22 protein-coding genes and 4 pseudogenes are annotated in these 25,104 nt (G+C 62.1%); 9 read left to right on the top strand and 17 right to left on the bottom strand.

The features are described from left to right. Window positions 1-25: 25 nt before the first annotated feature. Window positions 26-3,517: a carbamoyl-phosphate synthase large subunit gene (carB, locus tag FJ426_RS12270; RefSeq protein WP_140560652.1), complete on the top strand. Its 3,492-nt coding sequence runs from the start codon at window positions 26-28 to the stop codon at window positions 3,515-3,517. Here carB and FJ426_RS12265 read toward each other — a convergent pair whose 3' ends face one another. From FJ426_RS12265 to FJ426_RS12250, 4 genes and pseudogenes are all read right to left on the bottom strand, one after another. Continuing rightward, window positions 3,518-5,599 (bottom strand): hypothetical protein, encoded by a 2,082-nt coding sequence (locus tag FJ426_RS12265; RefSeq protein ID WP_140825217.1) that lies wholly within the window; start codon window positions 5,597-5,599, stop codon window positions 3,518-3,520. Next, window positions 5,556-6,086, bottom strand: coding sequence for an SIR2 family protein (locus tag FJ426_RS12260; protein WP_140560650.1), 531 nt, complete (start codon window positions 6,084-6,086; stop codon window positions 5,556-5,558). The genes FJ426_RS12265 and FJ426_RS12260 overlap by 44 nt, the downstream gene beginning before the upstream one ends. A 197-nt stretch (window positions 6,087-6,283) precedes the next feature. Beyond that, a pseudogene (locus FJ426_RS12255) lies at window positions 6,284-6,675 on the bottom strand (RidA family protein). A 74-nt stretch (window positions 6,676-6,749) separates the two neighbouring features. Continuing rightward, window positions 6,750-7,214, bottom strand: coding sequence for a cupin domain-containing protein (locus tag FJ426_RS12250; protein WP_140547156.1), 465 nt, complete (start codon window positions 7,212-7,214; stop codon window positions 6,750-6,752). Window positions 7,215-7,303: 89 nt separating this feature from the next. Here FJ426_RS12250 and FJ426_RS31805 point away from each other — a divergent pair. Next, window positions 7,304-7,459: pseudogene (locus tag FJ426_RS31805) on the top strand (precorrin-3B synthase); the annotation flags it as partial. Window positions 7,460-7,507: 48 nt separating this feature from the next. Here FJ426_RS31805 and FJ426_RS12245 read toward each other — a convergent pair. The 7 genes from FJ426_RS12245 to FJ426_RS12215 all read right to left on the bottom strand — a co-directional run bounded on the left by FJ426_RS12245 (window position 7,508) and on the right by FJ426_RS12215 (window position 13,634). Next, complete coding sequence (locus FJ426_RS12245) at window positions 7,508-8,059, bottom strand: DUF4142 domain-containing protein (RefSeq protein ID WP_140560649.1); 552 nt, start codon at window positions 8,057-8,059, stop codon at window positions 7,508-7,510. 78 nt (window positions 8,060-8,137) lie between these two features. Continuing rightward, the gene (locus FJ426_RS12240) at window positions 8,138-8,881 is read right to left on the bottom strand and encodes a DUF899 family protein (protein WP_140560648.1); all 744 of its coding nucleotides are present in this window, start codon (window positions 8,879-8,881) and stop codon (window positions 8,138-8,140) included. Between the two features lie 92 nt (window positions 8,882-8,973). After that, entirely contained in the window at window positions 8,974-9,798 is an 825-nt protein-coding gene (locus FJ426_RS12235) for a carbohydrate ABC transporter permease (protein WP_140582062.1), read from the bottom strand. 1 nt (window position 9,799) lies between these two features. Then, on the bottom strand, window positions 9,800-10,714 hold the full coding sequence (locus tag FJ426_RS12230; protein ID WP_181171778.1) for a sugar ABC transporter permease: 915 nt from the start codon (window positions 10,712-10,714) through the stop codon (window positions 9,800-9,802). Window positions 10,715-10,812: 98 nt separating this feature from the next. Further along, the gene (locus FJ426_RS12225) at window positions 10,813-12,081 is read right to left on the bottom strand and encodes an ABC transporter substrate-binding protein (protein WP_140631929.1); all 1,269 of its coding nucleotides are present in this window, start codon (window positions 12,079-12,081) and stop codon (window positions 10,813-10,815) included. A 147-nt stretch (window positions 12,082-12,228) separates the two neighbouring features. Continuing rightward, window positions 12,229-12,717, bottom strand: a complete 489-nt coding sequence (locus tag FJ426_RS12220; protein ID WP_140516793.1) for a GNAT family N-acetyltransferase — start codon at window positions 12,715-12,717, stop codon at window positions 12,229-12,231. Between the two features lie 5 nt (window positions 12,718-12,722). Further along, the gene (locus FJ426_RS12215; protein WP_140675538.1) at window positions 12,723-13,634 is read right to left on the bottom strand and encodes a lytic transglycosylase domain-containing protein; all 912 of its coding nucleotides are present in this window, start codon (window positions 13,632-13,634) and stop codon (window positions 12,723-12,725) included. A 180-nt stretch (window positions 13,635-13,814) separates the two neighbouring features. Between FJ426_RS12215 and FJ426_RS12210 the strand changes: the two genes are divergently transcribed. Then, window positions 13,815-14,384 (top strand): methylated-DNA--[protein]-cysteine S-methyltransferase, encoded by a 570-nt coding sequence (locus tag FJ426_RS12210; protein WP_140524866.1) that lies wholly within the window; start codon window positions 13,815-13,817, stop codon window positions 14,382-14,384. A 28-nt stretch (window positions 14,385-14,412) separates the two neighbouring features. Here the strand turns inward: FJ426_RS12210 and FJ426_RS12205 are convergent, their stop codons facing one another. Then, window positions 14,413-14,742 carry a hypothetical protein gene (locus FJ426_RS12205; RefSeq protein WP_140675544.1) on the bottom strand — a complete coding sequence of 110 codons (330 nt, stop codon included), beginning with the start codon at window positions 14,740-14,742 and terminating at the stop codon, window positions 14,413-14,415. Window positions 14,743-15,017: 275 nt separating this feature from the next. Between FJ426_RS12205 and FJ426_RS12200 the strand changes: the two genes are divergently transcribed. The 3 genes and pseudogenes from FJ426_RS12200 to FJ426_RS12195 all read left to right on the top strand — a co-directional run bounded on the left by FJ426_RS12200 (window position 15,018) and on the right by FJ426_RS12195 (window position 15,946). Beyond that, window positions 15,018-15,230 (top strand): cold-shock protein, encoded by a 213-nt coding sequence (locus FJ426_RS12200; RefSeq protein WP_010910991.1) that lies wholly within the window; start codon window positions 15,018-15,020, stop codon window positions 15,228-15,230. A gap of 267 nt (window positions 15,231-15,497) precedes the next feature. Further along, a pseudogene (locus FJ426_RS31335) lies at window positions 15,498-15,695 on the top strand (hypothetical protein); the annotation flags it as partial. Continuing rightward, a pseudogene (locus tag FJ426_RS12195) lies at window positions 15,693-15,946 on the top strand (hypothetical protein). The pseudogenes FJ426_RS31335 and FJ426_RS12195, both read left to right, overlap by 3 nt. Window positions 15,947-16,047: 101 nt before the next feature. Here FJ426_RS12195 and FJ426_RS12190 read toward each other — a convergent pair. The 3 genes from FJ426_RS12190 to FJ426_RS12180 all read right to left on the bottom strand — a co-directional run bounded on the left by FJ426_RS12190 (window position 16,048) and on the right by FJ426_RS12180 (window position 18,504). Then, window positions 16,048-16,656 (bottom strand): glutathione S-transferase family protein, encoded by a 609-nt coding sequence (locus FJ426_RS12190; RefSeq protein ID WP_140825216.1) that lies wholly within the window; start codon window positions 16,654-16,656, stop codon window positions 16,048-16,050. 112 nt (window positions 16,657-16,768) lie between these two features. After that, a complete protein-coding gene (locus FJ426_RS12185; protein WP_140495948.1) occupies window positions 16,769-17,617 on the bottom strand; it encodes an EAL domain-containing protein in 849 nt (282 codons plus the stop codon). Next, on the bottom strand, window positions 17,614-18,504 hold the full coding sequence (locus tag FJ426_RS12180) for an EAL domain-containing protein (RefSeq protein ID WP_140556021.1): 891 nt from the start codon (window positions 18,502-18,504) through the stop codon (window positions 17,614-17,616). Before FJ426_RS12180 ends, FJ426_RS12185 begins: the two co-directional genes overlap by 4 nt. 215 nt (window positions 18,505-18,719) lie before the next feature. Here FJ426_RS12180 and FJ426_RS12175 point away from each other — a divergent pair, with 215 nt between their 5' ends. After that, window positions 18,720-19,922, top strand: a complete 1,203-nt coding sequence (locus tag FJ426_RS12175; protein ID WP_140728571.1) for a pyridoxal phosphate-dependent aminotransferase — start codon at window positions 18,720-18,722, stop codon at window positions 19,920-19,922. A gap of 56 nt (window positions 19,923-19,978) precedes the next feature. Here the strand turns inward: FJ426_RS12175 and FJ426_RS12170 are convergent, their stop codons facing one another. Continuing rightward, a complete protein-coding gene (locus FJ426_RS12170) occupies window positions 19,979-20,374 on the bottom strand; it encodes a cupin domain-containing protein (protein WP_140495951.1) in 396 nt (131 codons plus the stop codon). A 325-nt stretch (window positions 20,375-20,699) separates the two neighbouring features. Between FJ426_RS12170 and FJ426_RS12165 the strand changes: the two genes are divergently transcribed. Together FJ426_RS12165 and FJ426_RS12160 are read left to right on the top strand one after the other, a co-directional pair. Continuing rightward, window positions 20,700-22,751: an elongation factor G gene (locus tag FJ426_RS12165; RefSeq protein ID WP_140560644.1), complete on the top strand. Its 2,052-nt coding sequence runs from the start codon at window positions 20,700-20,702 to the stop codon at window positions 22,749-22,751. Between the two features lie 880 nt (window positions 22,752-23,631). Then, window positions 23,632-24,129, top strand: a complete 498-nt coding sequence (locus FJ426_RS12160; protein WP_140560643.1) for an isoprenylcysteine carboxylmethyltransferase family protein — start codon at window positions 23,632-23,634, stop codon at window positions 24,127-24,129. A gap of 21 nt (window positions 24,130-24,150) precedes the next feature. Here FJ426_RS12160 and FJ426_RS12155 read toward each other — a convergent pair whose 3' ends face one another. After that, a complete protein-coding gene (locus FJ426_RS12155; protein ID WP_140495954.1) occupies window positions 24,151-25,047 on the bottom strand; it encodes a LysR family transcriptional regulator in 897 nt (298 codons plus the stop codon). Window positions 25,048-25,104: the final 57 nt, after the last annotated feature.

The raw sequence follows: 25,104 nt of genomic DNA, 5'->3' as shown, positions 1-25,104 counted from the left end.
CGCTCGCCGAACGGAATTCATAAAGATGCCAAGACGCACCGACATCAAGTCGATCCTGATCATCGGGGCCGGCCCCATCGTCATCGGCCAGGCCTGCGAATTCGACTATTCCGGCACCCAGGCCTGCAAGGCGCTGAAGGAAGAGGGTTTCCGCGTCATCCTGGTCAATTCCAACCCGGCCACCATCATGACCGATCCGGAACTGGCCGATGCCACCTATATCGAGCCGATCACCCCCGAGGTCGTGGCCAAGATCATCGCCAAGGAACGGCCCGACGCGCTGCTGCCGACCATGGGCGGCCAGACCGCGCTCAACACCGCCCTGTCGCTGCGCCGCATGGGCGTGCTGGAGCGCTATAATGTCGAGATGATCGGCGCCGACGCCACGGCCATCGACAAGGCCGAGGACCGGGCGCTTTTCCGCGAAGCGATGAAGAAGATCGGCCTGGAAACGCCGAAGTCGATGCTGGCCAACGCCACCGACGTCAAGAATGCCGACCGCAAGACGCATGAAGCCGAACGCGCGGCACTGAAGGCCGAAAAGCCCGACAATCTCGACGCCGCGCTCGACGCGCTGGAGACAAGCTGGAACCTCGGCGAAGGCGACCGCAAGCAGCGCTACATCAGCCACGCCATGGCGATCGCCGCCCAGGCGCTCGACCATGTCGGCCTGCCCGCCATCATCCGCCCCTCCTTCACCATGGGCGGCACCGGCGGCGGCATCGCCTACAACAGGGCCGAATTCTTCGACATCGTCCAGTCCGGCCTCGACGCCTCGCCGACCACCGAAGTGCTGATCGAGGAGAGCGTGCTCGGCTGGAAGGAATACGAGATGGAGGTCGTCCGCGACAGAGCGGACAATTGCATCATCGTCTGCTCCATCGAGAACATCGATCCGATGGGCGTGCACACGGGCGATTCGATCACCGTCGCGCCGGCGCTGACCTTGACCGACAAGGAATACCAGATGATGCGCAACGCCTCGATCGCGGTGCTGCGCGAGATCGGCGTCGAGACCGGCGGCTCCAACGTGCAGTTCGCCGTCAATCCGGCCGATGGCCGTCTCGTCGTCATCGAGATGAACCCGCGCGTCTCCCGCTCCTCGGCGCTGGCCTCCAAGGCGACCGGCTTCCCCATCGCCAAGATCGCGGCCAAGCTAGCCGTCGGCTACACGCTGGACGAGTTGGAGAATGACATCACCGGCGGCGCGACACCCGCCTCGTTCGAACCGAGCATCGATTACGTCGTCACGAAAATCCCGCGCTTTGCGTTCGAAAAATTCCCCGGCGCGGAGCCGGTGCTGACCACCGCCATGAAGTCGGTCGGCGAAGTCATGGCTATCGGCCGCACCTTCCAGGAATCCCTGCAGAAGGCTTTGCGTGGCCTGGAGACCGGCCTCACCGGCCTCGACGAGATCGAGATCCCCGGCCTTGGCTCCGCCAACAGCGCCGACGACCGCAACGCGATCCGCGCCGCCTTGGGCACGCCGACGCCCGACCGGCTGCGCATGGTGGCGCAGGCGATCCGCATGGGCACCTCGCTCGAAGACGTGCACGCAATGTGCAAGATCGATCCGTGGTTCCTCGAGCAGATCGCCGGCATCCTCGCCATGGAAGCCCGCATCCGCGAGCACGGCCTGCCTGAGGATGCCGCCAATCTGCGCATGCTGAAGGCCATGGGCTTTTCGGACGCCCGCCTCGCGTCGCTGACGAAGAGCGACGTGGAAGTCGTTCAGAAGATTCGCGAAAAGCTCGACGTTCATCCGGTTTATAAACGCATCGACACCTGCGCGGCCGAGTTCGCCTCGCCGACCGCCTACATGTACTCCACTTATGAAGTGCCCTTCGCCGGCGCGCTTGCAAACGAGGCGCAGGTTTCGTCGCGCAAGAAGGTGGTCATCCTCGGCGGCGGGCCGAACCGCATCGGCCAGGGCATCGAGTTCGACTATTGCTGCTGCCATGCCGCCTTTGCCCTGCGCGACGCCGGCTATGAAGCGATCATGATCAACTGCAACCCGGAGACGGTGTCGACCGACTACGACACGTCGGACCGGCTCTACTTCGATCCGCTGACGGCGGAGGACGTGCTGGAGATCCTGCGCGCCGAACAGGCCTCGGGCGAGCTGGTCGGCGTCATCGTCCAGTTCGGCGGCCAGACGCCGCTGAAGCTGGCCGACGCGCTGGAGAAGGCCGGCATCCCGATCCTCGGCACCTCGCCCGACATGATCGATCTGGCGGAGGACCGCGACCGCTTCCAGAAACTGCTGCACAAGCTCAACCTTAGCCAGCCGAAGAACGGCATCGCCTATTCGGTCGAGCAGGCCCGCCTCGTCGCCGGCGAGCTCGGCTTCCCCCTGGTGGTGCGCCCCTCCTATGTGCTTGGCGGCCGCGCCATGCAGATCATCCATGACGAGGGCATGCTGCAATCCTACCTGCTCGACACCGTGCCCGGCCTGGTGCCGGAGGACATCAAGCAGAAATACCCCAACGACAAGACCGGCCAGATCAACACACTGCTGGGCAAGAACCCGCTGCTGTTCGACACCTATCTCAGTGGCGCCATCGAGGTCGATGTCGACTGCCTCTGCGACGGCAAGGCGACCTTTGTCTCTGGCATTCTCGAGCACATCGAGGAGGCCGGCATCCATTCGGGCGACTCGGCCTGTTCGCTCCCCGTTCACTCGCTGCCTTCGGAGCTGGTCGACGAGTTGGAGCGCCAGACGGCGGCCCTTGCCCGCGCGCTCAATGTCGGCGGTCTGATGAACGTGCAATACGCGATCAAGGACGGCACGGTCTATGTGCTGGAGGTCAACCCGCGCGCGTCGCGCACCGTGCCCTTCGTCGCCAAGACCATCGGCCGCCCGATCGCCAAGATCGCCGCCCGCATCATGGCCGGCGAGAGCCTGGAAGACGCCTTCGCCCATTACGGCGCCATGCCCGACCCGCGCAATCCTGGCCACATTGCGGTCAAGGAAGCCGTCTTCCCCTTCGCCCGTTTCCCCGGCGTCGACATATTGCTCGGCCCGGAAATGCGCTCCACCGGCGAGGTCATGGGCCTCGACCGCGATTTCGCGCTTGCCTTCGCCAAGAGCCAGTTAGGGGCCGGCGTCGATCTCCCCCGCTCCGGCACTTTGTTCGTCTCGGTGCGCGACGAGGACAAGAAAGGCATATTGCCCGCGGTCAAGCGCCTCGCCGGCCTCGGCTTCAAGGTGATGGCCACCTCAGGCACCGCCCGCTTCCTCGCCGAAAACGGCGTCGTCGCCGAGAAGATCAACAAGGTCCTGGAGGGTCGCCCCCACATCGAAGACGCCATCCGCAACCGCCAGGTGCAGATCGTCTTCAACACGACGGATGGCCAGAAAGCGGTGTCGGACTCCAAGTCGCTGCGCCGCGCGACCCTGATGCAGAAGGTGCCGTATTATACGACGCTGTCAGGCGCGGCGGCTGTGGCGGAGGCGATCGCGGCGCTGAAGGCGGGGAGCCTGGAAGTGAGGCCGCTGCAGGAGTATTTTGGCTAATTACTTGGACTGACGTCGATACCTTGCCCGACGTGGTCCGTGCTTAGATTTCGCCGCGCTCTGCGCTTCTCCCCAATCACCTAGCGTTATGTATCGGAAAAGTCTCTCCTCTGCCCTGTCAAGCATCGCAGAGTGAATATTTCTCGATAAGAATTTTATCCGCTCGTAATACTCTTTTGCGAAACTCTTAGCCGCATCCGCCTGCGAGTGCTTCACTAACGCTCCAACATGCCCCAGTGATAGTGTGACAATCGGATATTGATCAATTTTCAGAGATTGCTGCGAATCCATCACTCTAAGAGTTTTAACAGCAACATCAATGAGATCCCGCGTTACCGCGTCGTATTGAGTTCGTTGTCGCGCGGAGCGCAACTGCAGATCAGCAAGCGCGTGGACTGCGTACGGGTTGCCGGAATAAGCGCTTATCGATCGCTGCATCATAGATACAGCCTCCGGAAGATTACCTTGCTCAGCTAAATAAAGACCATATTGAAGCCAATAATGTCCATCAAGTTGAAAGTCAGTCTCAAAATCAGCATAAACAACAGAGCCATCCTCATGTCGGCCCTTGCGCCGAGAAATCTCACTAATAAATGTGTGATTTAGCAAGAATCTGAACAACTGCGCATCTTGCCTGTGAACATGCCTAACGATAGGCATATTGTATTTCACATAAGTTCTAAGAATCTCTCTCAGGGCGTCACGTATATCCTCGAAGGCCGCAACCTCATCAAATATATGCCTTACATATAAGTCATGCCTGGCGATTAGCCTTTTGCTTTCCGTGTATGACACTATGCCGTCAAGAGCTTCCAACGCTTTATCAAACGTCCTCGTAGGCTTCAGTTTAGAATAAGCCTCTCGGGCCACATCAGCGCTCACACCAATTCTGGCCAAGGTTGCAACGCCAACGATTAACAAAAGACGCCTTGTGTCTGCGTCCGGGAGTTTCTCAAACTCATTGGTAATAATGTTATCAAAATTTTCCGAATCTGTAGCTTCTCGAAGGGCGATTAGTAGTTGGCTTTTCGATTTCGCTAGCTCTGCATGCTGCTGCAACCGAGTCATCTTTCGGAAGCGAGGCGCAGGTACGTATTCAACAAGACGATCGATCAAAGGATCATAATCCCGCCTGACAAATCGCTCGAACGATGCCGGACGCGCAAATTCACCTAGATATCGAGAAAGGTGCTCGTTCCACTCACCAGTGCGAGATGAAGAGACGACTGTTATATTACCTGCCTTTATTGAGACAAGAGAGTCAGAGAATCCGTCACCCAAAATAAAAAGATCTCCGGCAAAAACTATGCACCGATCTCCATGCAATCTACTTAGCAAAGAAAGTGCCTTCATAGGCGACACCACGTCTCTGCTCATTTCATAAATGGGTACTTCCGGGTTATCTTTGGCGTAGTCAAGCATTGCCATCATTGTAGCAGTTGTCTTACCACTGCCGGCCTGCCCTGTGGTGACGAAAAGCCGATCACCTCGTCCAATCGACTCAAAGAGCTCTTTTTTTAAACTTTCAAACGCCTCAAGTCGAACAGGGATCTTGGATGCCGCAAGGGTCCAACTCGGAGGAAAGCCTTGAAGGAACTGCCGTCCCATTAGCGCTTCTTCACTCGGGCGCATCCGTTTCAGGCGCTCAGCGAGCACTTTAAATGAAATAGGGTAAAGGGAGTGGGCAACATCTATGTCAGAGGCTGTAACCAAGTTAAGCGCCGCAGCACCAAACTCGTTAGCTTTAGCCACTACCTCGCGGGCGTCATTTCCGCTTGGAAATGCGGATTTGACCCAAGCCGCAAAATCTTTGAGAGTGCCCTCAACGTGCACCAATCCCTTTGACTTTAACCCTTCTTTTTTAATAGGAGACAACCTATCCGGCGTGATCACATAGCCGCGCCCGGAAGAGAGTTTTCCGTTGATTTTAGCCCTTTCGATTTCTGCTAATAAGATGGGCTCATCTATCGACGTACCAATAAATATTGGACATGAAGAGATGTAATCCTGACCGCATCTTTCGTACCAATAGTTTTTATTACTTAGAATATGCCCTCGCGTACTCCGTATCTGAAAGTACAAATCCGTGCTCTGGCTTGCTTATATCTCCATGAAGGTGAATAACATGGAGAAAACGAGGACCCTCAAATTCAGCCGCAGAGTCAATCATTCCGTTGTAGTACCGGCGGACCTGCGCAGTTCTTTTCTGAATATTTTCAATAGAGTCATCGTAGTTGAACGTATATATTCTCTTCCAACATACTTGTAAAAGTGATACGATTTCATCGGATGGAGATACGCCTTTATACTCTCTAATAAGAATTGAATTGATCTGAACATCGCTCAGATATTGACCGCGCACTGCGGACATCACTTCTGTTAAAGTTTCAGAATCATAGGGAAGACCAGCACGTTCGGCGAACAGCTTGGCCAGAGCTCCTCCCGTTTTAACGGGATGGCCGTAGGAATTTTTACTTGAAGCCGATGCACCGGCGCCAATAATTAGAAGGGCATCCCCCTGCATAATGGTTTTTATTAGAAAGGCTTCATCGCCAGAATCGAGTTCCATGGATCCCCCTGAAGTTTATTCGATATTGCTTTTTTTCGTGACTCAATCAATGCCCCAACTCAAGACGGTGCTAGGTGCGCTTGGCAGTTTTCGGACCAATGGAATGGGGTGGGGTTTCCAGTTTCTATGCGCAAATGTTGAGAAGTTGCATGGTTGAGGGAGAAGGTGTGCTCAAGACTGGCTTTTGCAAGAGTTCTTCACGCCACCGCCACACACTCAATCTCAATATCAAACTCCATCGGCCAGGACGCCACAGGCACGAAACTCCGCGCCGGCGGGTTCACGCTGAAATACTTCGCATAGACCCGGTTGATCGCGTTGTAGAATCCCGAATTGACGGCGTAGATGCGCACCATCACCACGTTTCCAGCGAGGTGCCGGCCGCTTCCAGGCAGTGTTTCAGCGCCTTCAGCGATGCCTCGGTCTGCACCTCGATGTCGCCGCGCACCATCTCGCCGGTCACCATGTCCACCGGCGGCGTCGCCGAGATGAACACGAATCCGTTGGCCTTCACCGCCGTCGAACAGGGCAGGCCGAGCGCCCGCACCTTGTCCGACATGACGGGCACTTCGATGATTTCTTTTTTCATGGTGATGCTCCCTGGGTTTGGGGGAGCTTATAGTGCCGGCCGGGGAACGCCAGCGCCGACGCGTTGTCCAGCCTTCACCCTTGCCCCGGATAAGGCGTGCCGTCCTTGTGCAGGAACCGGCCGTCCGAACTCGGGCTCATCATGTCGATGTCGGAGCAGGTGATGACATCGTCCGGGTTGCGCGAGCCGACCTCGAGGTAGAGCGCCGTCGTGGACGAGCGGTTGATGAGATGGTGGCCGTTGCCGCTGTTCTTGGCGAAGGTGGCGCAGTCGCCGGCGCTCAGCAGCGTCTCACCGCCATCCTCGACCAGCGTTAGCTCGCCTTCCAGCACATAGACGAACTCGTCCTCATGGCTGTGCCAGTGACGCTGGCTTGACCAGCCGCCGGGCGGCAGCGTCATCAGGTTGACGCCGAAATCGGTGAGCCCGCCGGCATCGCCAAGCCGGCGGCGCGTGCGGCCGGCGCAAGGGCCATCGAAGGGCGCGGGATAGCCCGAGCCCTTGCGGAGGGGCAGGGATGCGAGGTCGAGTTTGGGCATGGGTGCTCTCAGGGTGGTGGTGCGGCACTGTAGTCCCACGCAGGCATGGGAAGAACCCTGTTGCGAGATGTGAGCCGTCGCGCCCTACGGCGCCCCCCTCTGTCCTGCCGGACATCTCCCCCACGAGGGGGGAGATTGGCAGCTTCGGCGACGGCGCTCTTTCTTCCAGCGCTGAAGATTAGCGAAAGCATTCGCGACAGCCAATCTCCCCCCTCGTGGGGGAGATGTCCGGCAGGACAGAGGGGGCGCCGTAGAGTGCTGTCGTCTGCGGTTCAGCTCCCTCTCGACCGCCCTCACCCCTGATGCGCCGCGCCCAGTTCCTTCACATGCTTCTCGTGCATCTTCAGCGTCGGCAGCGTCTTCTTGGCGAATTCCTTCATCGCCGGATCATCGCCCGATTGGGCGTAGGTGCTGAAGAGCGCGACGGCGTCCTTGTGAGCGGCTGTCTGCATCATGATGTATTTGGTGTCGAAGTCCTTGCCGCTGGCGGCCTTGAGCTCGTCGAGCTGGCCCTGTTCTTTCGGCTGAAGCGCCGGGCCGGCCGGCTTGGTCGAGGCGGTGGTCTGGCCCTGCGCGAGTGCCGCCTTGAAGTCCTCGCCGGTCTTCGTGTGGTCCTCGATCATCTGTTTGGCGAAGGCCTTGACGTCGGCCGACGCCGATTTCTGCTCGGCGAGCTTGCTCGACTGGATCTCGAACTCGTTGGCGCCGGGCACCGTCTTGATGAAGGTCTGCGTGTCGACCTTGCTGTCGGCCGCCAGCGGCGTCGTTTGGGCGGTGGATTGGGCAAGCGCGGCGGGCGCGGCGGCGAGCAAGGCCGCGGCGGTCATGGTCAGAAGCGTTTTCATCTGCAATCTCCGATCGGAATGGTTCCCTCGGGATTCCAACGCCGCAGATGCACGGAAGTTGCGCAAAGCACCTTGCCGTCAATGGCAGCATGCCTCGCCATATTGCAGCTGCTCGTGCCAGTTCGGCCGGCCCTCCGGGGTGAAATCCATCAGGTTCCACAGGATCTCGCAGGTGCCGATGGCGCGCGGGTCCTGGCCGGGTTCGGGCGGCGCGAAGCCGAGTTCGGACGACCAGAAATGCCTGATGCCGTCAGCGTCGCGGTGGAACACCGAGAGCAGCGGGATCTGCGCACCGTCGGCATCCTCGGCGTTGTAGTCGCGCTTGAAGCTGTTGGAGGCCGACGACACCAGCCGCATGTTCTTCCAGCCACGGTCGCGGCCGAGCGTGACGAGGTTTTCGAGCGCGGTTTTCGCCACCACGGCGAAGTTGAAGCCGGCCGCCTGGAGATGGCCGACGGCGCCGTCGAACTGGTCGAGCAGCGCCGTGCAGGACGGGCATGGCTGGTCCGGCCGAGCCAGCTTCGCCGTGCCGCCCGTCATTGCCACGTCGCGCGTCTCCTGCGGATGGCGCGGAAACATCATCTGGTAGAGGATCAGCGTGTCCTTGCCGGGTGCGAACAGTTGCGACAGCTTTATCTCGGCCGCCCTGCCCTCGGCATCCAGCCCCTCGAACACGTAATCCTGTGGCACCAGCCCGCCCGGCGGCAACGCGCGGCGCGCCACGGCCACATCCTCCATGGCGCGGCGCAGCGCGATTTCCTTCTTCAGCAGCTTTTCGCGGGCGGCGCGGTATCTGGCGGATTCGTTGGGGAAGGTGATCATGATCGGCTCCTTGGGTCACAGCGCCGGCGTCCCGGCGCGGTTGCTCTAAGACCTAAGGACGCGCCGCTGCGGCCGGTTCCGACATTTTCTCCTCACCCCTTCACGCCGCCGGCGGTGAGGCCGGAGACGATCTTGCGCTGGAAGATCAGCACCAGCAGCACCAGCGGCACGGTGACGATCACCGATGCGGCCATGATGTTGCCCCACGGGATCTCGAACTGCGAATTGCCCGAAAGCAGCGCGATCGCCACCGGCACGGTCCGCTGGGCGTTGTTGGAGGTGAATGTCAGCGCAAACAGGAACTCGTTCCACGCGCCGATAAAGGCGAGCAGCCCGGTGGTCGCCAGCGCCGGCCACATCAGCGGCAGGAAGATGCGCGTGATGATGATCCACGGCGTCGCGCCGTCAAGGATCGCCGCCTCCTCGACCTCGACCGGCAGGTCGCGCACGAAGGCGGTGAGCACCCAGACGGTGAACGGCAAGGTGAAGATCATGTAGGAGAAGATCAGCGCGAGAAGCGAATTGTAGAGGCCGAACATCCGCACCAGTTCGAACAGTCCGGCCAGCACCGCCACCTGCGGGAACATCGATACCGACAGGATGGCGAATAGTAGCGCTGAGCGGCCGCGAAAACGGATGCGCGCCAGCGCGTAGGCCGCGGTGACGCCGAGGAACAGCGAGAGCGCGACGACCGCGCCGGAGACCACCAGTGAGTTGATCAGGTTGCGTGCGAAGGCGCCTTCGGTCAGCACGTTGCGATAATTGCCGAGGCTGAACGTCTTCGGCCAGAGGTCGGCCTGGAACAGTTCGGTGCCCGATTTCAGGCTGGTGACGATGGCGTAATAGAAGGGGAATACCGCGACCAGCACGATGGCCGCGACCAGCAGGTAGAAAGCCGTCCGCTTCAGGATCCACATCTCAGCGCCCGCCCTCGAGGCTGACCCCGCCGATCCGGATATAGGCCATGGTGAGAAGCGCAAGAATGAGGAACAGCAGCGTCGAAGCGGCCGAGCCGTAGGCGAATTTGTCGAACTCGAACAGGTTCTCGCGCGCGAACACCGACATCGACTTGGTGTGCACGTTGTTGGGCGTCAGCACATAGATCAGGTCGAAGATGCGCAGCGCATCGAGCGCGCGGAAGATCACCGCCACCATCACCGCAGGCCGGATCAGCGGCAAGGTCACCCGCCAGAAGATCTGCCACGGATTGGCGCCGTCGAGCCTGGCGACCTCGATGATCTCGCGCGGCAGCATCTGCAGCGCGGCAAGGATGAGCAGCGCCATGAACGGCGTCGTCTTCCAGATGTCGACGACCAGCACGGCGGCCATCGCCGTGTCCGCGTTGGCCGTCCAGGCGATCTTGGTGTCGATCAGGCCGAGATTGAGCAGAACCACATTGATGATGCCGAACTGGTCGTTGAGCATCCACTGCCACATCTTGGCCGAGACGATGGTCGGGATCGCCCAGGGGATGAGGATCGCCGCCCTGACGATGCCGCGGCCCGGGAATTCGGCATTGAGCACCAGCGCGACGACCATGCCGAGGATCGTCTCGCAGGTAACCGAAAGGGCCGCGAAACGCACCGTGTTCCAGACGGCGCTCCACCACACCGGGTCGGCCAGCACGCCATCGTAGAGCACCCGGCCGCTCGGCATGCGCAGCACCGAGAAGTAATTGGCGAAGCCTGCCCACTGGCGGGCGTCAAGATCGGCCAGCGAAGCGTCGGTGAAACTGAAATAGACCGTGCGGGCGAGCGGCCAGCCGGCAGCGGCGGCGAGCACCAGGAGCATCGGCGCCAGGAACAGCCAGGCCGAACGCACGCGCTGGCGCATCAGCCGCGAGCGCGGGCGGTGGGTCGCGACGGCTTCAGTCCTCGGCTCCGCTTCTGTCATCCCTCGCGCCGGGCGGGACATGGAGGCGCGTTGTGGCGTCACCAGCCACGCCCCTTCAGCCTGGTCAGCATGGCTTCGAGGTCGGCCAGATTGTCGCCCGCGGTGCCATCGCCCGACAGCGTCTTGTGGACGGCGTTCCAGAATTGGCTCGACGCCTCGTTGTACTTGATCCTGGCCGCGGCCGAGGGACGCGGCACCGCATTGAGGAAGATCTGCTTCCAGCGCGGAACGATCGGCTGTTGTCTGGCGATGTCGGTATCGTCATAGAGCGCCTGGATGGTCGGCAGGCTGGAGTTCCTCAGCGCGCGGTATTTCTGCATCGCGGGCGAGGCGATGAATTTGACGAGCCCGATCGCAGCGTCCGGGTGCCTGGAATATTTGGACACGGCAAGATTCCAGCCACCCAGCACCGCCGCCGGACGCGCGCCTTCGCCGGTGCCGGCCGGCAGCGGCGCTACGTCGAACTTGCCCTTGATCGGCGAGCCTTCGGAATTGCCTAGTGCATAGGCGTAGGGCCAGTTGCGCATGAAGACCGCATTGCCGGTCTGCCACACGCCGCGCGATTCCTCTTCCTGATAGGCCAGCACGCCGGGTGGCGCGATGGTTCCGACCCAGCCTTTGGCCGTGTCGAGCGCTGCCGCCGCTTTTGGATTGTTGATCGAGATGGTGCCGTCCGGCTCGATGATCTGGCCGCCGCCGTTCGACATCACCCATTCCAGCGCGTCGCAGGTCAGCCCCTCATAGGCATTGCCCTGGAAGACGAAGCCCCAGATGTCCTTGTTGCCGGCAGCCCGTTCCTTGTCCATGACCAGCCTGGCGGTGTCGGCCAGCTCCTTCCAGGTGGCAGGCACCTTGGCGCCGTATTTGTCGAGCAGGTCCTTGCGGTAGTAGAGCGCCGGCGCATCGGTGAAGATCGGCAGCGCCACCAGCCTCCCGTTGACGGTCTGCGACTGGATGATCGAGGGGAAATGGGCGCCGACGACATCCTTGGTCGCCGCGGTCAGGTCGACGAGCTGGCTGGCGAGCTGCGGCGCCCAGATCACATCGGTCTGGTAGACGTCGATATCGCTATTGCCGGCGGCAAGCCACAGCCTGTACTGGCCGAACTGGTCGGTCCCGGATGCCGGCATGACGACGATGCTGACCTTGTTGCCGCTGTCCTTCTCATAGCGGTCGAGGATTTCACGCAGCACCTTGATGCCGATTCCTGTGTCGCCCGATACGATCGACAATTCGACGGCTCGCGCAGGCACAGCCGCAATCATCGCGGCAGCGACCAACGTGGCAAATGCGTGAAAGAGCCTCATGGCGGCGGAGGATCTCCTTTCGGAACGGCGACGCAAGCCTTCGAGGCTCCGGAAGCTCGTCGGACCCCTCCACCATTCTTTGAATGCGGAGCGGCGCTCTGGGTTCCCGAGCGATGCCCGCGAGCGGCGGTGGGCCGGGCCGCGGCTTCAGCCTTCCCAGGCGACAGGGCTCATCCCAAGCCGCTGATAGAGCCTGACAGCGGCGGCGTTTTCCACCGTGTTGGTCTTGAGGTCGACATGGTCTGCGCCGCGTTCGCGAAAGACGGCGAAGGCGTGCCACATCAGCGCCTCGCCGATGCCCCTGCCGCGCGCCTGCGGATGCACGGCGAGATCCCTGACGAAGGCGCTCGTCCAGCACAGCGCCGCCGCCACCAGCAGGCCCTTGGCGTCGATGACGAGGAAACAGAGCGCAGAATCGAATTCGGGGTCGCCTGAGATGCGTGGCCACCATTCGTCGAACGGGCCGTCGGCGCCATCGTCGAACACTTCGGTCAGCAGCGCATGCAAGGCCGGCGCATCGCCGGGCTCGAGGGTGCGCATGACAAAGCCATCCGACCAGTGCGCGGGAACCAGCGTCTCGTCGAGGATCTTGCGCAGCCGGATGTCGTTCGGAGCCGGCGGGCGCGGTTCGGGCATTTCGCTCAGGCGTCGGGCAGCAGGCGGCGCCGCTTGCGGTCGACGCCGAGGCCGGTCGCCTCGAGCAGGCCTTTGCGCTTGGCGTCGAAATAGTAGCCGGTCTGATAGAGCCAGTCGGCGCGCTTGGCGTTGCCGTCCGACACCAGCCAGGCGCCACGCAGGTATTTGACGGCGTATTTCAGGTTGGTTTCGGCATCGAACAGGCCCCTGGCCGGTCCGTCATAGCCCATGCCGCGCGCCGTCGCGTGCTTGATCTGCATCAGCCCCCAATGGCCGTTGTTGTAGGCCTTGGGATTGAAGGTGCTTTCGCGGTTGACGACATGGCGCACAAGGTCGACCGGCACCTGATAAAACGCGGCGTATTTTACGATCAGCCGGTCGATATCGCCGCGCACGCCGGTCGCATGCTCTTCCTGCACCGGAGCGGCAGGAAACTGGACGAGGGCAGCCGGATTCTGCGGCACAACATAGGCCGCCTGCTGCACGCCGGGCATGGCTTTCTGATCGTTCCTGGCGATCGCCGGCACGATGAGCCCGGCGGTGGCGTAGGTGGCTGCCGCCTTGATTGGTGCGCCGGCGCCAGCCGGCGGCGGCGCCTGCCAGGCATTGGCGGTCATCACCGCCGGCACGGCCGGTGCGGTTGGGGTCGCTCCGGCAAAGGCCGCGGTTGCCGCGGCCGCCTGTGTGGTCGGGCCGGCGGGCAACTCAGCGGTTTGAACGGGCGTAATCCCCGACGGTTCCGGCAGCACCGAAACCGTCTCCGGCAACGGTATGGTGAAGCCGGCATCGGTGCCGGCGACGGTCGCTGTTTCGGTGAGGGAAGACGCGGATTTCATCTGCGATGTCGACGTGCAACCGCTGACGCAGGCCATGGCCGCGATCACGCCGAGCGCGATAAGGGTTTGTTTTGCTGGCAAGCCGCGTTCGGGTCCGGTTCGTCGGATGTTAAGAAATCCCTTACACCAGCGATTCCTGGCGAGCAATCGGGGCGCTCAGGTGGTTTTCGGGTGGCGAGACTCGGGCCGAAATGCCATATTGTTCCTGATATGTACCGGCATGAATGCCGGTTTCTGGCCATTTTGCGAAAGGAGCACGCCATGCAAACGCCGTCGCAGATCACAGCCGGCCACGCAGTGTTAGAAACAGTGATCGGCTTCATGGGCATTGCCTGGAGCGAAAAAGGCCTGATCCGGCTCTGCCTGCCCGAACGCAGCCGCGAGGCAGTGGAACGGCGGCTGCTGCGCCATGCCGGCGTTTCGGCCGCTACCGTGCAGCCGCCGTGGGTGGTCGAGCTGATCGCCTCGATCAAGGCCTATGCGGCAGGCGAGGACGTCGATTTCTCCTCCGTGCCGGTCGATCTCGACGGCATCGACGATTTCCGCCTCGCCATCTATGGCGCGGCGCGAAAGCTAGCCTATGGTGAAACCACCACCTATGGCGAACTGGCCAAGCGCGCCGGCCATGCCGGCCTGCCGCGCGAAACGGGTGCCGCGCTTGGCGCCAATCCGGTGCCTCTGGTCATTCCGTGTCACCGCATCGTCGCCGCCGGCGGCAAGATCGGCGGCTTCTCCGCGCCCGGCGGCTCGACCACCAAGGAAAAGATGCTGGCCATGGAAGGCGTGCGCGTCGGCCCGCCGCCGCCAGCGCAGGTCTCGTTCGGATTTTGACGCGATAGCAGCCGCGCCAGGCTATGGCCTAGTCGTTATGAAAAAACCGCCGGCGGAAACGCCGGTCGTTGTCCGGTCGCTTGCAATTGTAGACCAGGCAGGATTTCGTATCGGCGCTCGGCACATAGGCGCGTGTCCTCACCTCGCCCATGGTGCAGAATTGCTGGCTCTGCACGTAGCGGTCGTAGAGTGGCAGTCCCGGTACCCGCCTCGACTGGTAACGCAGGATGACGGCGCCCTGCCGCGCGATCGTCGCCTGTACGCGGCCACACTCCATCCGCGTCGGATCGTAGCGCGAGATCGCCTGGGCCTTGGCGGCAACCAGCGTCAGGCATGCTGCCAGAACAACGGTCTTCATGGTCCTCTCCCCTGATGCGCGGCCCACGGACAGCGCCATCTGACGCAACGGTTTCACCGGATTGGGGCGGCCGTTGGGCGGTCCCTCGATCACGGCTTTCTCACGCAGTCTTGTATTTCGTGCGAAAGCAGCCTATATCAGCCCCATTGATATTTCGGCCGATCGATCCGGGCCTCGCGATCTTCGCGTTTGCTGACGTCTATCTCCAAAATCTCGATGCACACCGGCTGGACCTCGGTTCGGTCAAACCAAAGCAAATGTGAAGGACTATTTTTATGGCAACTGGAACGGTCAAGTGGTTCAACGCCACCAAGGGCTTCGGCTTCATCCAGCCTGACGCGGGCGGCGCGGACGTTTTCGTCCACATCTCCGCTGTCGAGCGCGCTGGACTGTCGACCCTGGTCGAAGGCCAGAAGATCAACTTCGAGATCGAGCAGGACCGCCGCACTGGCAAGTCGTCCGCTGGATCTCTGAGCAAGGCAGCCTGATTTTGAAAATGGCGCGCGCCGGGCGACAGCCCGGGGCGCGCGGCAAGTCACGGATGTACTGACGGTCGCGCGAGAAGCGCGCCGGAGCGGAAAGACCCGACAAGCCGGATCAGCAGATAGCTGCCAGCCCGGACCGGACGCTCCCGATCAGGCTACCGAAATGGGAAGGCGGGCATTGTCCCGCCTTTTTATTTGCCTGGATTCCAGGCATGTAAAGCCGAACCTGGAGTCCCACCTGTGGTACCACTAGAGTGGTATTATCCGGCCATGACCAAGCTTGAGCAAATCGAAAAGTCCATCACCGAACTGAGCCCCGAGGAGCTGAAGGCGTTTGCCGCATGGTTCGAGGCGCTCCAGGCGGACCTGTGGGATCGGCAGATCGAGACCGACGTGAGGGCGGGGCGATTGGACAAGCTTGCCGAACAGGCATTGGCTGACCATCGCGCCGGCCGGACTCGGCCTGTGAACAACGTCGCCTCTCCATCATTCTGGAAGGCTTATGAAAAACTGTCGTCGTCGAACAAAGCAAAGGCGGACAGGCGTTTTGTTATACTGCGTTCCGATCCTTTTCATCCCTCCTTACATTTCAAGCAGGTAGGTTGCTATTGGTCGGCGCGGGTCGACGAAACTACCGGGCTGTTGCCATACGCAACAATGAAGATGTGATCTGGTTCTGGATCGGCACCCATGCCTACTACGACCATTTGTTGAAATAGCTCCCGCGCAGCTTCTCGGACGATGGGTGGCCGGGCCTCGCGCCTGTTTGGCGCGCCTCGCCCAAAAGAGCCGCGGGGCGGTGGCGAGGTTGAGGATAAAATTACCCTACCCACTCCATAGAGACGTGCCCCGGATCCGCCACCACGCGGTCAAGCCACGCAGCCACCGCCGGATAGGCGTCGAGCTGGAAGCCGCCCTGCTCCGCCGTATGCGTATAAGCGTAGAGCGCGATGTCGGCGACGCTGTAGGCGTTTCCGGCGAAGAACGCGTTGTTCTCCAGGTATTTATTCATGACACCGAGCGCCTTGTTGCCGCGCTCCAGTGTCACCGCCAGCCGCTCCGGCGTCGCGTCCTTGGCCCTTTCGGGAAAGGTCAGCAGCGCCTTGCGCACGGCGATATAGGGCTCGTGGCTGTACTGTTCGAAGAACAGCCATTGATAGGCGAGCCCGCGCTCATACTTGTCCGCGGGCAGGAAGCGCGTGCCCTCCGCGAGGTAGAGCAGGATGGCGTTGGATTCAGCGATCCGCCTTCCGTCGTCGAGCTCCAGCAGCGGCACCATGGCGTTCGGATTCTTGGCGACGAAATCCGCTTTTCGCGTATCGCCCGTGTGCGAACTCACCTCGACAGTGGTGAAAGGGAGGCCGAGCTTGGCCATCAGCAGGCGCGGCTTGTAGCAGTTGCCGCTGTCGATCATGCTGTAAAGTATCATCGCTGGTCCCCGAGCGCTGCCATGTGCAGACGCGATTATCGTAGCCGCGCCGTCCTCACCAATGATTAGTTTTGGCGCGACGATCAGCGCCGCTGATGTGTAGCACACGGCGCTACCCGAACAGCGGCACCACCTTGCTGTCCCTGCCCAGCAGCGCGTCGATGGCGAGCGGTCGCTCGTCGAAGATCACCCCGGCCAGCGCCGGCCGGGCGAGTAGAAAACCTTGCAGCAGGTCGACGCCGCCATCGAGCGCGACGCGCAGATGGGTGGGCTGTTCGATGCCCTCGACCAGGACCTTGGCGCCGCGGTCGTGCAGGCTGGAGACCAGCGGGCGGAAGAACCGCTCGGCGGCGGCGTGGCGGCAGAATTGCGCGAACCAGCCACCGTCGATCTTGACGATATCGGGCTTGAGCAGGCTGACCCGCTCCTCGGTCGAGTGGCCGGTGCCGAAATCGTCGATGGCGATGCGGATGCCGTCGCGGCGCATCTCGCGCACCAGCCTGGCCAGCAGCGTGTCGTCGGCCGCCTGTTCGGTGATTTCGCAGACCAGCATGCCGGGGGCCAGGCCGAGCTCGCCGAGATGCCTGCTCATCAGCCGGATTTCGGCCAAGGCCCGGCCCCGATGGGCGTTGACCAATGGATTGTAGTTGAAGAACAGATCGAGCCCGTCGACGCCGATGTTGCGGAAGTTCCTGAGATGCAGCACGCGGCACATGGTTTCGACGAACAGCCGGTCCTCGGCCGCGACGCCTTCGAAGAACGCCCGTGCGGCGCCCGGCCGGCCGGCGCGATGCGGCTCTATCAGGCCCTCGACCGCGATTGCGTGCAGGAAGCGGCCGCGCGGCGCGAAGATCGGCTGGTAGGCGCTGCGCAGGCGGAAGTCGCCATAAACGCCATATTCGATACCGACCTCGTCCATGAAGATCGCATCGCCGACATCGCGCCGCCGCTCGGGCCTCATCGTGTGCCCCTGCGCCCAAAGGCTTTCGCCGCCCGCGCGGTATGCGGCGCGGCTGCCGGGACGGAAGATGCACTGTCGGCGGCAGGCGATGGCCCGTCCTCGCCGAAGACGCGGAAGCTGGTCGGCGCCAGTTCCGGCCGTGCCAGCACGAAACCCTGGACCATCGAAGCCCCGGATTTCTCGGCCAGCTCCAGCTGCCAGCCTTCCTCGATGCCCTCGAACACGGTGCGGATGCCTTGTGCCTCGAAGCTTTTCACCATGGACGTCAGCAGCGCGAAGCCGGCGCCGGACTCCATCAACTGCGTGATCCAGTGGGCATCGAACTTGACGATGTCGGGTTTCAACTCCTTGATGCGGTTGATGTCGGAATCGTCGGCGCCATAGTCATCGACGGCAATGCGAAAGCCGTTGCCCTTCAACGCCGCGACGAAACCGTGCAGGGTCTCCTGCGAGGCTGGACGCTGCTCGGTCACCTCGCACACGACACGGCCCGGATCGATGCCGGCCTCGTGCAGCACCAGGCGCATTTCGCGCAAGGCATTGTCGGCAACGGCGCGCTCGGTGAACACCGATGGATCGAAATTGACGAAGATCGACGCTTCCTGCGGCAGGCAGGCGCCGGCATTCAGCAGATGCAGCGTCCTAGTCAGCGCCTCGACATGGAGCCGGTCGGCGGCCGGGCAGGTGCTGAAGAAGCTCATTGGCGATTGCGGCTCGCCGTCGCGGAACGGCCGGATCAAGCCCTCGAAGGCGGCAACCGACAGCTTGCCTTCCCTGAAGGCGAAGATCGGCTGGAAGGCGCTTTGCAGCGTATAAATGCCCCAGACACCTGACGAGGTGCCGTCATCATGACGGATGATATGGGCAAGCCCGATGCTGCGCGACAAGGTTCCTCGCTCCGCGAACTGGCGCAATTGGGTTGCGATCCTGCCACGCAAGCCTCTACCGCCCGTTAATGAACTTTCTGTTGTCGATCACGGCTCATTGACCTCCTTGCGGCACTGGCCCAGCCGACAATGCTTGCACTCACGGGAATGATGCGACATGAGAAGCGCCGCGGCCGCTCCTGGCCGCGCTGATCCTTTCTGGAGAGAAAAAGGTCATGGCCTTCCTTGCCGACACCCTTTCACGCGTGAAGCCTTCCGCCACCATCGCGGTGACGCAGAAAGCCCGCGAGCTGAAAAATGCCGGCCGCGACGTCATCGGCCTGGGTGCCGGCGAACCGGATTTCGATACGCCCGACAACATCAAGAATGCGGCGATCGAGGCGATCCGCCGTGGTGAGACCAAATATCCGCCGGTGTCGGGCATCGTGCCGCTGCGCGAAGCGATCGCGAAGAAATTGAAGCGCGAGAACAATCTCGACTACAAGCCCGAACAGACAATCGTCGGTACTGGCGGCAAGCAGATCCTGTTCAACGCCTTCATGGCGACGCTGAATCCCGGCGACGAGGTCATCATCCCACGCCCCTATTGGGTCAGCTATCCCGAGATGGTGGCGATCTGCGGCGGCACCTCGGTGTTCGCCGACACTTCGATCGACAATGGCTTCAAGCTCACTGCCGCTGTGCTGGAAAAGGCCATCACGCCGCGCACAAAGTGGCTGCTGATGAACTCGCCGTCGAACCCGTCGGGCGCCGCCTACACCGAGGCCGAGCTTCGGTCGCTCGCCGACGTGCTGCTCAGGCATCCGCATGTTTGGACGCTGACCGACGACATGTACGAGCATCTGACCTACGGCGACTTCGTCTTCAAGACCATCGCCGAGGTCGAGCCGAAGCTCTATGAGCGCACGCTGACCATGAACGGCGTGTCGAAAGCCTATGCCATGACCGGCTGGCGCATTGGCTACGCCGCGGGTCCCGTCCAGCTGATCAAGGCGATGGACATGATCCAGGGCCAGCAGACGTCGGGCGCCTGCACCATCGCGCAATGGGCCTCGGTCGAAGCGCTGAACGGCCCGCAGGACTTCATCGCCAAGAACAAGGCGATCTTCCAGGGGCGCCGCGATCTCGTCGTCTCGATGCTCAACCAGGCGCGCGGCATCTCTTGTCCGTCGCCGGAAGGCGCCTTCTACGTCTATCCGTCCTGCGCCCAGCTGATCGGCAAGAAGACCAAGGCCGGCAAGGTGATCGACACTGACGAGGCCTTCTGCTCGGAGCTGCTCGAGGCCGAGGGCGTGGCGGTGGTATTCGGTTCGGCCTTCGGCCTCGGTCCGAACTTCCGCATCTCCTACGCCACGTCGGAGACGCTGCTGGAGGAGGCGTGCACGCGCATCCAGCGCTTTACGGCATCACTGACCTGATCGTGAAAACAAAACCCGGCCAAACGCCGGGTTTTTAGATCGGCTCGACACGGTACTCAGCCGCCATATTGGGCCGGCGTCACCGCTTCCAGCCAGTCGGCATGCACGCCCTCGAGCGCTTCCTGCATGGCTATATGCGTCATGGCCGTTTTCGGCCCGGCGCCATGCCAGTGCTTTTCGCCTGGCGCGAACGAGATGACGTCCCCTGCCCTGATCTCCTGGATGAGACCGCCCCAGGTCTGGGCGAGGCCGGCGCCCGACGTGACGTACAGCGTCTGGCCAAGCGGATGCGTGTGCCAGTGGGTCCGCGCGCCCGGTTCGAAGCTGACCAATGTCGCCCGCAGCCGTGCCGGAGCCTCCTTCTCGATGATCGGCGTCTGCAGCACCCGGCCGGTGAAGTACTTTTCCGGCGCGATGACGGTCGGCGTGCTGCCGCAAGCAATGATCTTCATCGTTCGATCCCTGGAACTGGTGGCGATGCGGGCGGCGGCGACGCCGCTCTTCTTTCGAGACCCTAGTTTCGGCCGATATGGCCGTCGACGCAACCGGTCTGTTCGGCTTGCAAATCAGCGGCAACCGCACCGCGCGCTCGGCCCTTGAGGCTACCTATTTTCCTTGCCCTGCCGGCAAACAAGTGGGACGATACCTTTGGGCCGGTTGAAGACAAGCCCGCCCGCGACGGTCGAACAGGCCGGCCGCCGCTCAGGACCGACTGACCTTGGCCTGAACCATGAATGCCAGTCGGTCTCCAGGGAAACGCCTGAGTGGAGGTCAGTCATGGGTAATCGCGCCGGAGGACGACGCACGGGACCGAAATGCATTGCCATAGTCGGTCCCTTCGCAAGCGGTAAGACGACACTTCTCGAAGCCCTATTGGCCCGCACGGGCGCCATTCCCCGCCAGAACCCGGTTTCCTCGGGAAACACCGTTTCAGATCATTCGCCCGAGGCGCGCGCGCACGCCATGAGCGTCGAGGCGACCTTCGCCACCACAGAATTCATGGGCGAGCAGTTCACCTTCGTCGACTGTCCCGGATCGATCGAATTCTCCTTCGAGGCCGAACCGGTGCTGGCCGCCTGCGACCTCGCGGTGGTCGTCGCCGAGGCCGACGAGAAGAAGATCCCCGCCCTCCAGCTCATCATGCGCAAGCTCGACGATCTCGGCGTGCCGCGCATCCTGTTTCTCAACAAGGTCGACAAGGCGATTGCCGGCGTGCGCGACACGTTGAAGATGCTGCAGCCTGCAAGTGCGGTGCCGTTGCTTCTGCGCCAGATACCGCTGCGCAAGGACGGCGTCGTCATTGGCTCGATCGACCTGGCGCTGGAACGCGCCTACATCTACCGCGAATATGCCGAGAGCGAGGTGGCCCAGATACCCGGCGACGAAAAGGCGCGTGAGCTGGAAGCCCGTTTTTCGATGCTGGAACGGCTGGCCGACCATGACGACCAGTTGATGGAACAGCTGCTCGAGGAGATCGAGCCGCCCAAGGACGCGGTCTTCGACGATCTTGCCGCGGATCTGCGCGACGGCGCCGTCACGCCGGTGCTGATCGGCACCGCAGAGAAAGGCAATGGCGTGCTGCGTCTCCTGAAGGCGATCCGCCATGATGCGCCCGACATCGACGCGACCCGCAAACGGCTCGGCGCCCCCGAAGGCAACGCGACCGTGGTTCAGGTGATGAAGACCATCCATACACCGCATGGAGGCAAATTGTCGGTGTCGCGCATCCTTTCGGGACAGGTCGCCGATGGCTCCGAGCTCTGGCTGCCCGGCGGCGACATGGCAAAGGTGTCCGGCATCTACAGGATGCTTGGCAAGGACCAGTCGAAGCTCACCGCGGCGAAGACCGGCGACACGGTCGCGCTCGGCAAGCTGGACGCGGTCAAGACCGGCCAGACGCTGACCTCGGCCAAGGGCGGCATGAAGCCGCTGCTCCAGTTCGAGCCGCCGCAGCCTGTCTTCGCTTTCGCCTTGCGGCCGAAGGAGCGCAAGGACGAGGTGAAGATGTCAGCCGCCATCCAACGGCTGGCCGAAGAAGATCCCTCGCTCAGCCTGCATCATAACCAGGACTCGGCCGAGACCGTGCTGTCGGGCCATGGAGAAATGCACCTGCGCGTCGTACGCGAACGGCTCGAGGGCAAGAACCAGATTCCGGTCGAAGGCCATCCGCCGGCGGTGCCCTACCGCGAGACTATCCGCAAATCGGCGCAGCAGCGCGGCCGCCACAAGAAGCAGTCCGGCGGCCACGGCCAGTTCGGCGATGTGGTGATCGAGATAAAGCCGCTGCCGCGCGGCGCAGGTTTCCAGTTCACCGATACCATCACCGGCGGCGTGGTGCCCAAGACCTACATCCAGTCGGTCGAAAGCGGCATACGCGATTACCTGAAGTCGGGCCCGCTCGGCTTTCCCGTCGTCGACGTCGCCGTCAACCTGTCGGACGGCTCCTACCACGCGGTCGATTCCTCCGACATGGCCTTCCAGATGGCGGCCAAGCTTGCCATGAAGGAAGGCATGGCGGGCTGTTCGCCCGTGCTCCTGGAGCCAGTGATGAAGGTCGAGATCGTGACGCCCTCCGATGCGACCTCGAAGATCATCGCGCTGATCCCGCAGCGGCGCGGCCAGATCCTCGGCTACGACGCGCGGCCCGGCTGGCCAGGATGGGATGTCGTCGAGGCGACCATGCCGCAATCCGAGATCGGCGATCTGATCATCGAGCTGCGCTCGGCCACCTCGGGCGTCGCCAGCTACCGCGCCGTCTTCGACCACATGGCCGAACTCACCGGCCGGCTCGCCGACGAAGCGATGAATGCCAACGGCAAGGCAGCCTGATACTGATGCATGTCGTCTAAAGTGATCTCGGCTTTGGGACATCGACATCCACAAAGATTTGGGTGAGTGCCCTCTCGAACCTTGTTCGAGAGGGCGCAAACAAAAACAAAAAACGACGCCCGGGGGGGCCGGACGCCGTTTTGTTTGCGGACCGTTTTCTTGGGAGGAGAAACGGCAGGTCCGCCGCATCTTGAAGTCGCCGCTTCGGCGGAAGAAGGTTCGGACGCGGTAGCCGCCTGAGCCCGGATCGTCCGAGTGATGCCCCCATCTCCCGTCCGACCACACCGCGTCCTATGATCTGCTTAGCAGGAGCCGAGCGCCTTTGACATGTTACCAGAGGTTACATGTCACTGTTACGTGGCTATTTCGGTGGATTTTCCCGCCCTTCCGGCAGCGTCCGGGCAACAAAAAAGCCGGATCAATGAAGATCCGGCTGAGTTTGATTGGAAGTGCCTGTTAAGGCTAACCTCCAGAGGGGAACACTCGAGGGCGCTAATGGGAGGAGAACGCGCCCAGGAGATGAACTATATATGTGCTCATCATGCCCAAGAAACAAGCATCTATTTTGCAACACACGCATGCAAAAAGACGCAGGCTGTGGTCTAAGCCATTTCTGGACCCAATAGGACCAGCAGAATCACCGAAGCGGAACCCGCAATGAGACAATTGTCACGGCGGAATCGCGAATCACGCTCGGTTTTCATCCCGAAATGTCAAAAATGCGCAATGGCGTGGAATGAGGCAGCAGGCGTTTATTTCCGAGGCAACTAATGCATGTCGCGCAAAGTGTCCTCGGTTCGGCAGCGACGTGAACAACAAAGACTTGCGCGCGTCGCGGGAATCGGTTTGGGCGTGACATGCTTCAGGCGGGAGACAAGCAATGCGGACCTTTTCGGCGATCGCCGGCAGTGCTGCGTTCTTCATCGCGGCACCCTGTATCGTCGCCGGCCTCGTGCCGTGGCTGCTGACGGATCGCTGGGACCGGCCATGGTCGAGCCTGCCGGGTCTTGCCCCGCTCGGCTGGATCCTCATCGCGGTCGCCGTGGCGGCGCTGCTGCATGCATTCGCCTGCTTTGCGCTTGAAGGCCTCGGCACGCCTGCTCCGGTCGCTCCGACCGAGAGACTGGTGGTCGGCGGGCTCTACCGCCATGTCCGCAATCCGATGTATGTGGCGGTGCTGTCGATCATCATCGGCCAGGCACTGCTGTTTTCAAGCTGGACGCTTGTCGCCTACGCCGCCATGGCAGCCGCGGCCATGGCCACCTTCGTCAAGCTGTACGAGGAGCCGACGCTCGCACGCCGCTATGGCGATGAATACGAAACCTACCGCCGCAACGTGCCCGCCTGGCTGCCCCGCCTGACGCGCTGGCGGGGGTGAGAGTCTGCGCGATCTCCGGGGTCAATACGACCAGCTCCGCGCCTTGGCGATGATGAAGTCGCGAAACACGTGCAGCTTCGCCTGGTTCTTCATCGCGTCGGGGTAGGCGAAATAGGTGTCGAAGGAAGGCACCTCCGTTTCCGGCAGGAGCTGCACCAGGCCGGAATCCTTGGAGATGACATAGTCGGGCAGCATGGCGATGCCGGCGCCGCCCTGGACCGCGCGCTTGATCGACAATATATCGTTGATCTGCAGCGTCGGCACGCGCTGGCCGCCCTCGAAATCGCCGACCGTCTCCAGCCAGTTCAGCTCCGACAGATGCGCCGGCACCGGCACGCCGAAAGTGACGATGCGATGCGCCTTGAGCTCGGCCACCGAAGCCGGCCTGCCATGCTTGGCGATATAGCCTGGCGAAGCATAGAGGTGGAAATGCACCGTGAACAGGCGGCGCTGGATAAGGTCCGGCTGCTGCGGCTGGCGCAGCCGGATGGCGCAATCGGCCTGGCGCATGGTCAGGTCGAGCTCCTCGTTGGCGAGGATCAGCTGCAGGCTGATTTCAGGATAGAGTTCGATGAACTCCTGCACGCGTTCGGTCAGCCAGCCGGCGCCGAGCCCGACCGTGGTCGTGACCCTGAGCACGCCGGAGGGGCGGTCCTTGGTCTCGGTCAGCCGCGATTTGATGGTCTCGAGCTTCATCAGCACGTCATGCGCCGTGCGGAACAGCATCTCGCCCTGTTCGGTCAGCACCAGGCCGCGGGCGTGGCGGTTGAACAGCGGCACGCCGACATCATGCTCGAGCGCGCTGACCTGGCGCGAAATCGCCGATTGCGACAGGTGCAGCGTCTCGGCCGCATGTGTAAACGACCCTGCTTCCGCCGCAGCGTGAAACACGCGTAGCTTGTCCCAGTCCAACGCCATGATTCCCCTCGTTCCTGTTTGGCGTCTGAATGAAAAATCAGGCTTTTACACGGCGTT

It is taken from the genome of Mesorhizobium sp. B2-6-4 (assembly GCF_006441495.1).
Lineage (GTDB): Bacteria > Pseudomonadota > Alphaproteobacteria > Rhizobiales > Rhizobiaceae > Mesorhizobium.
The sequence above is the reverse complement of the archived record's forward strand: the minus strand, read 5'-3'. Positions and strand labels throughout refer to the sequence as shown.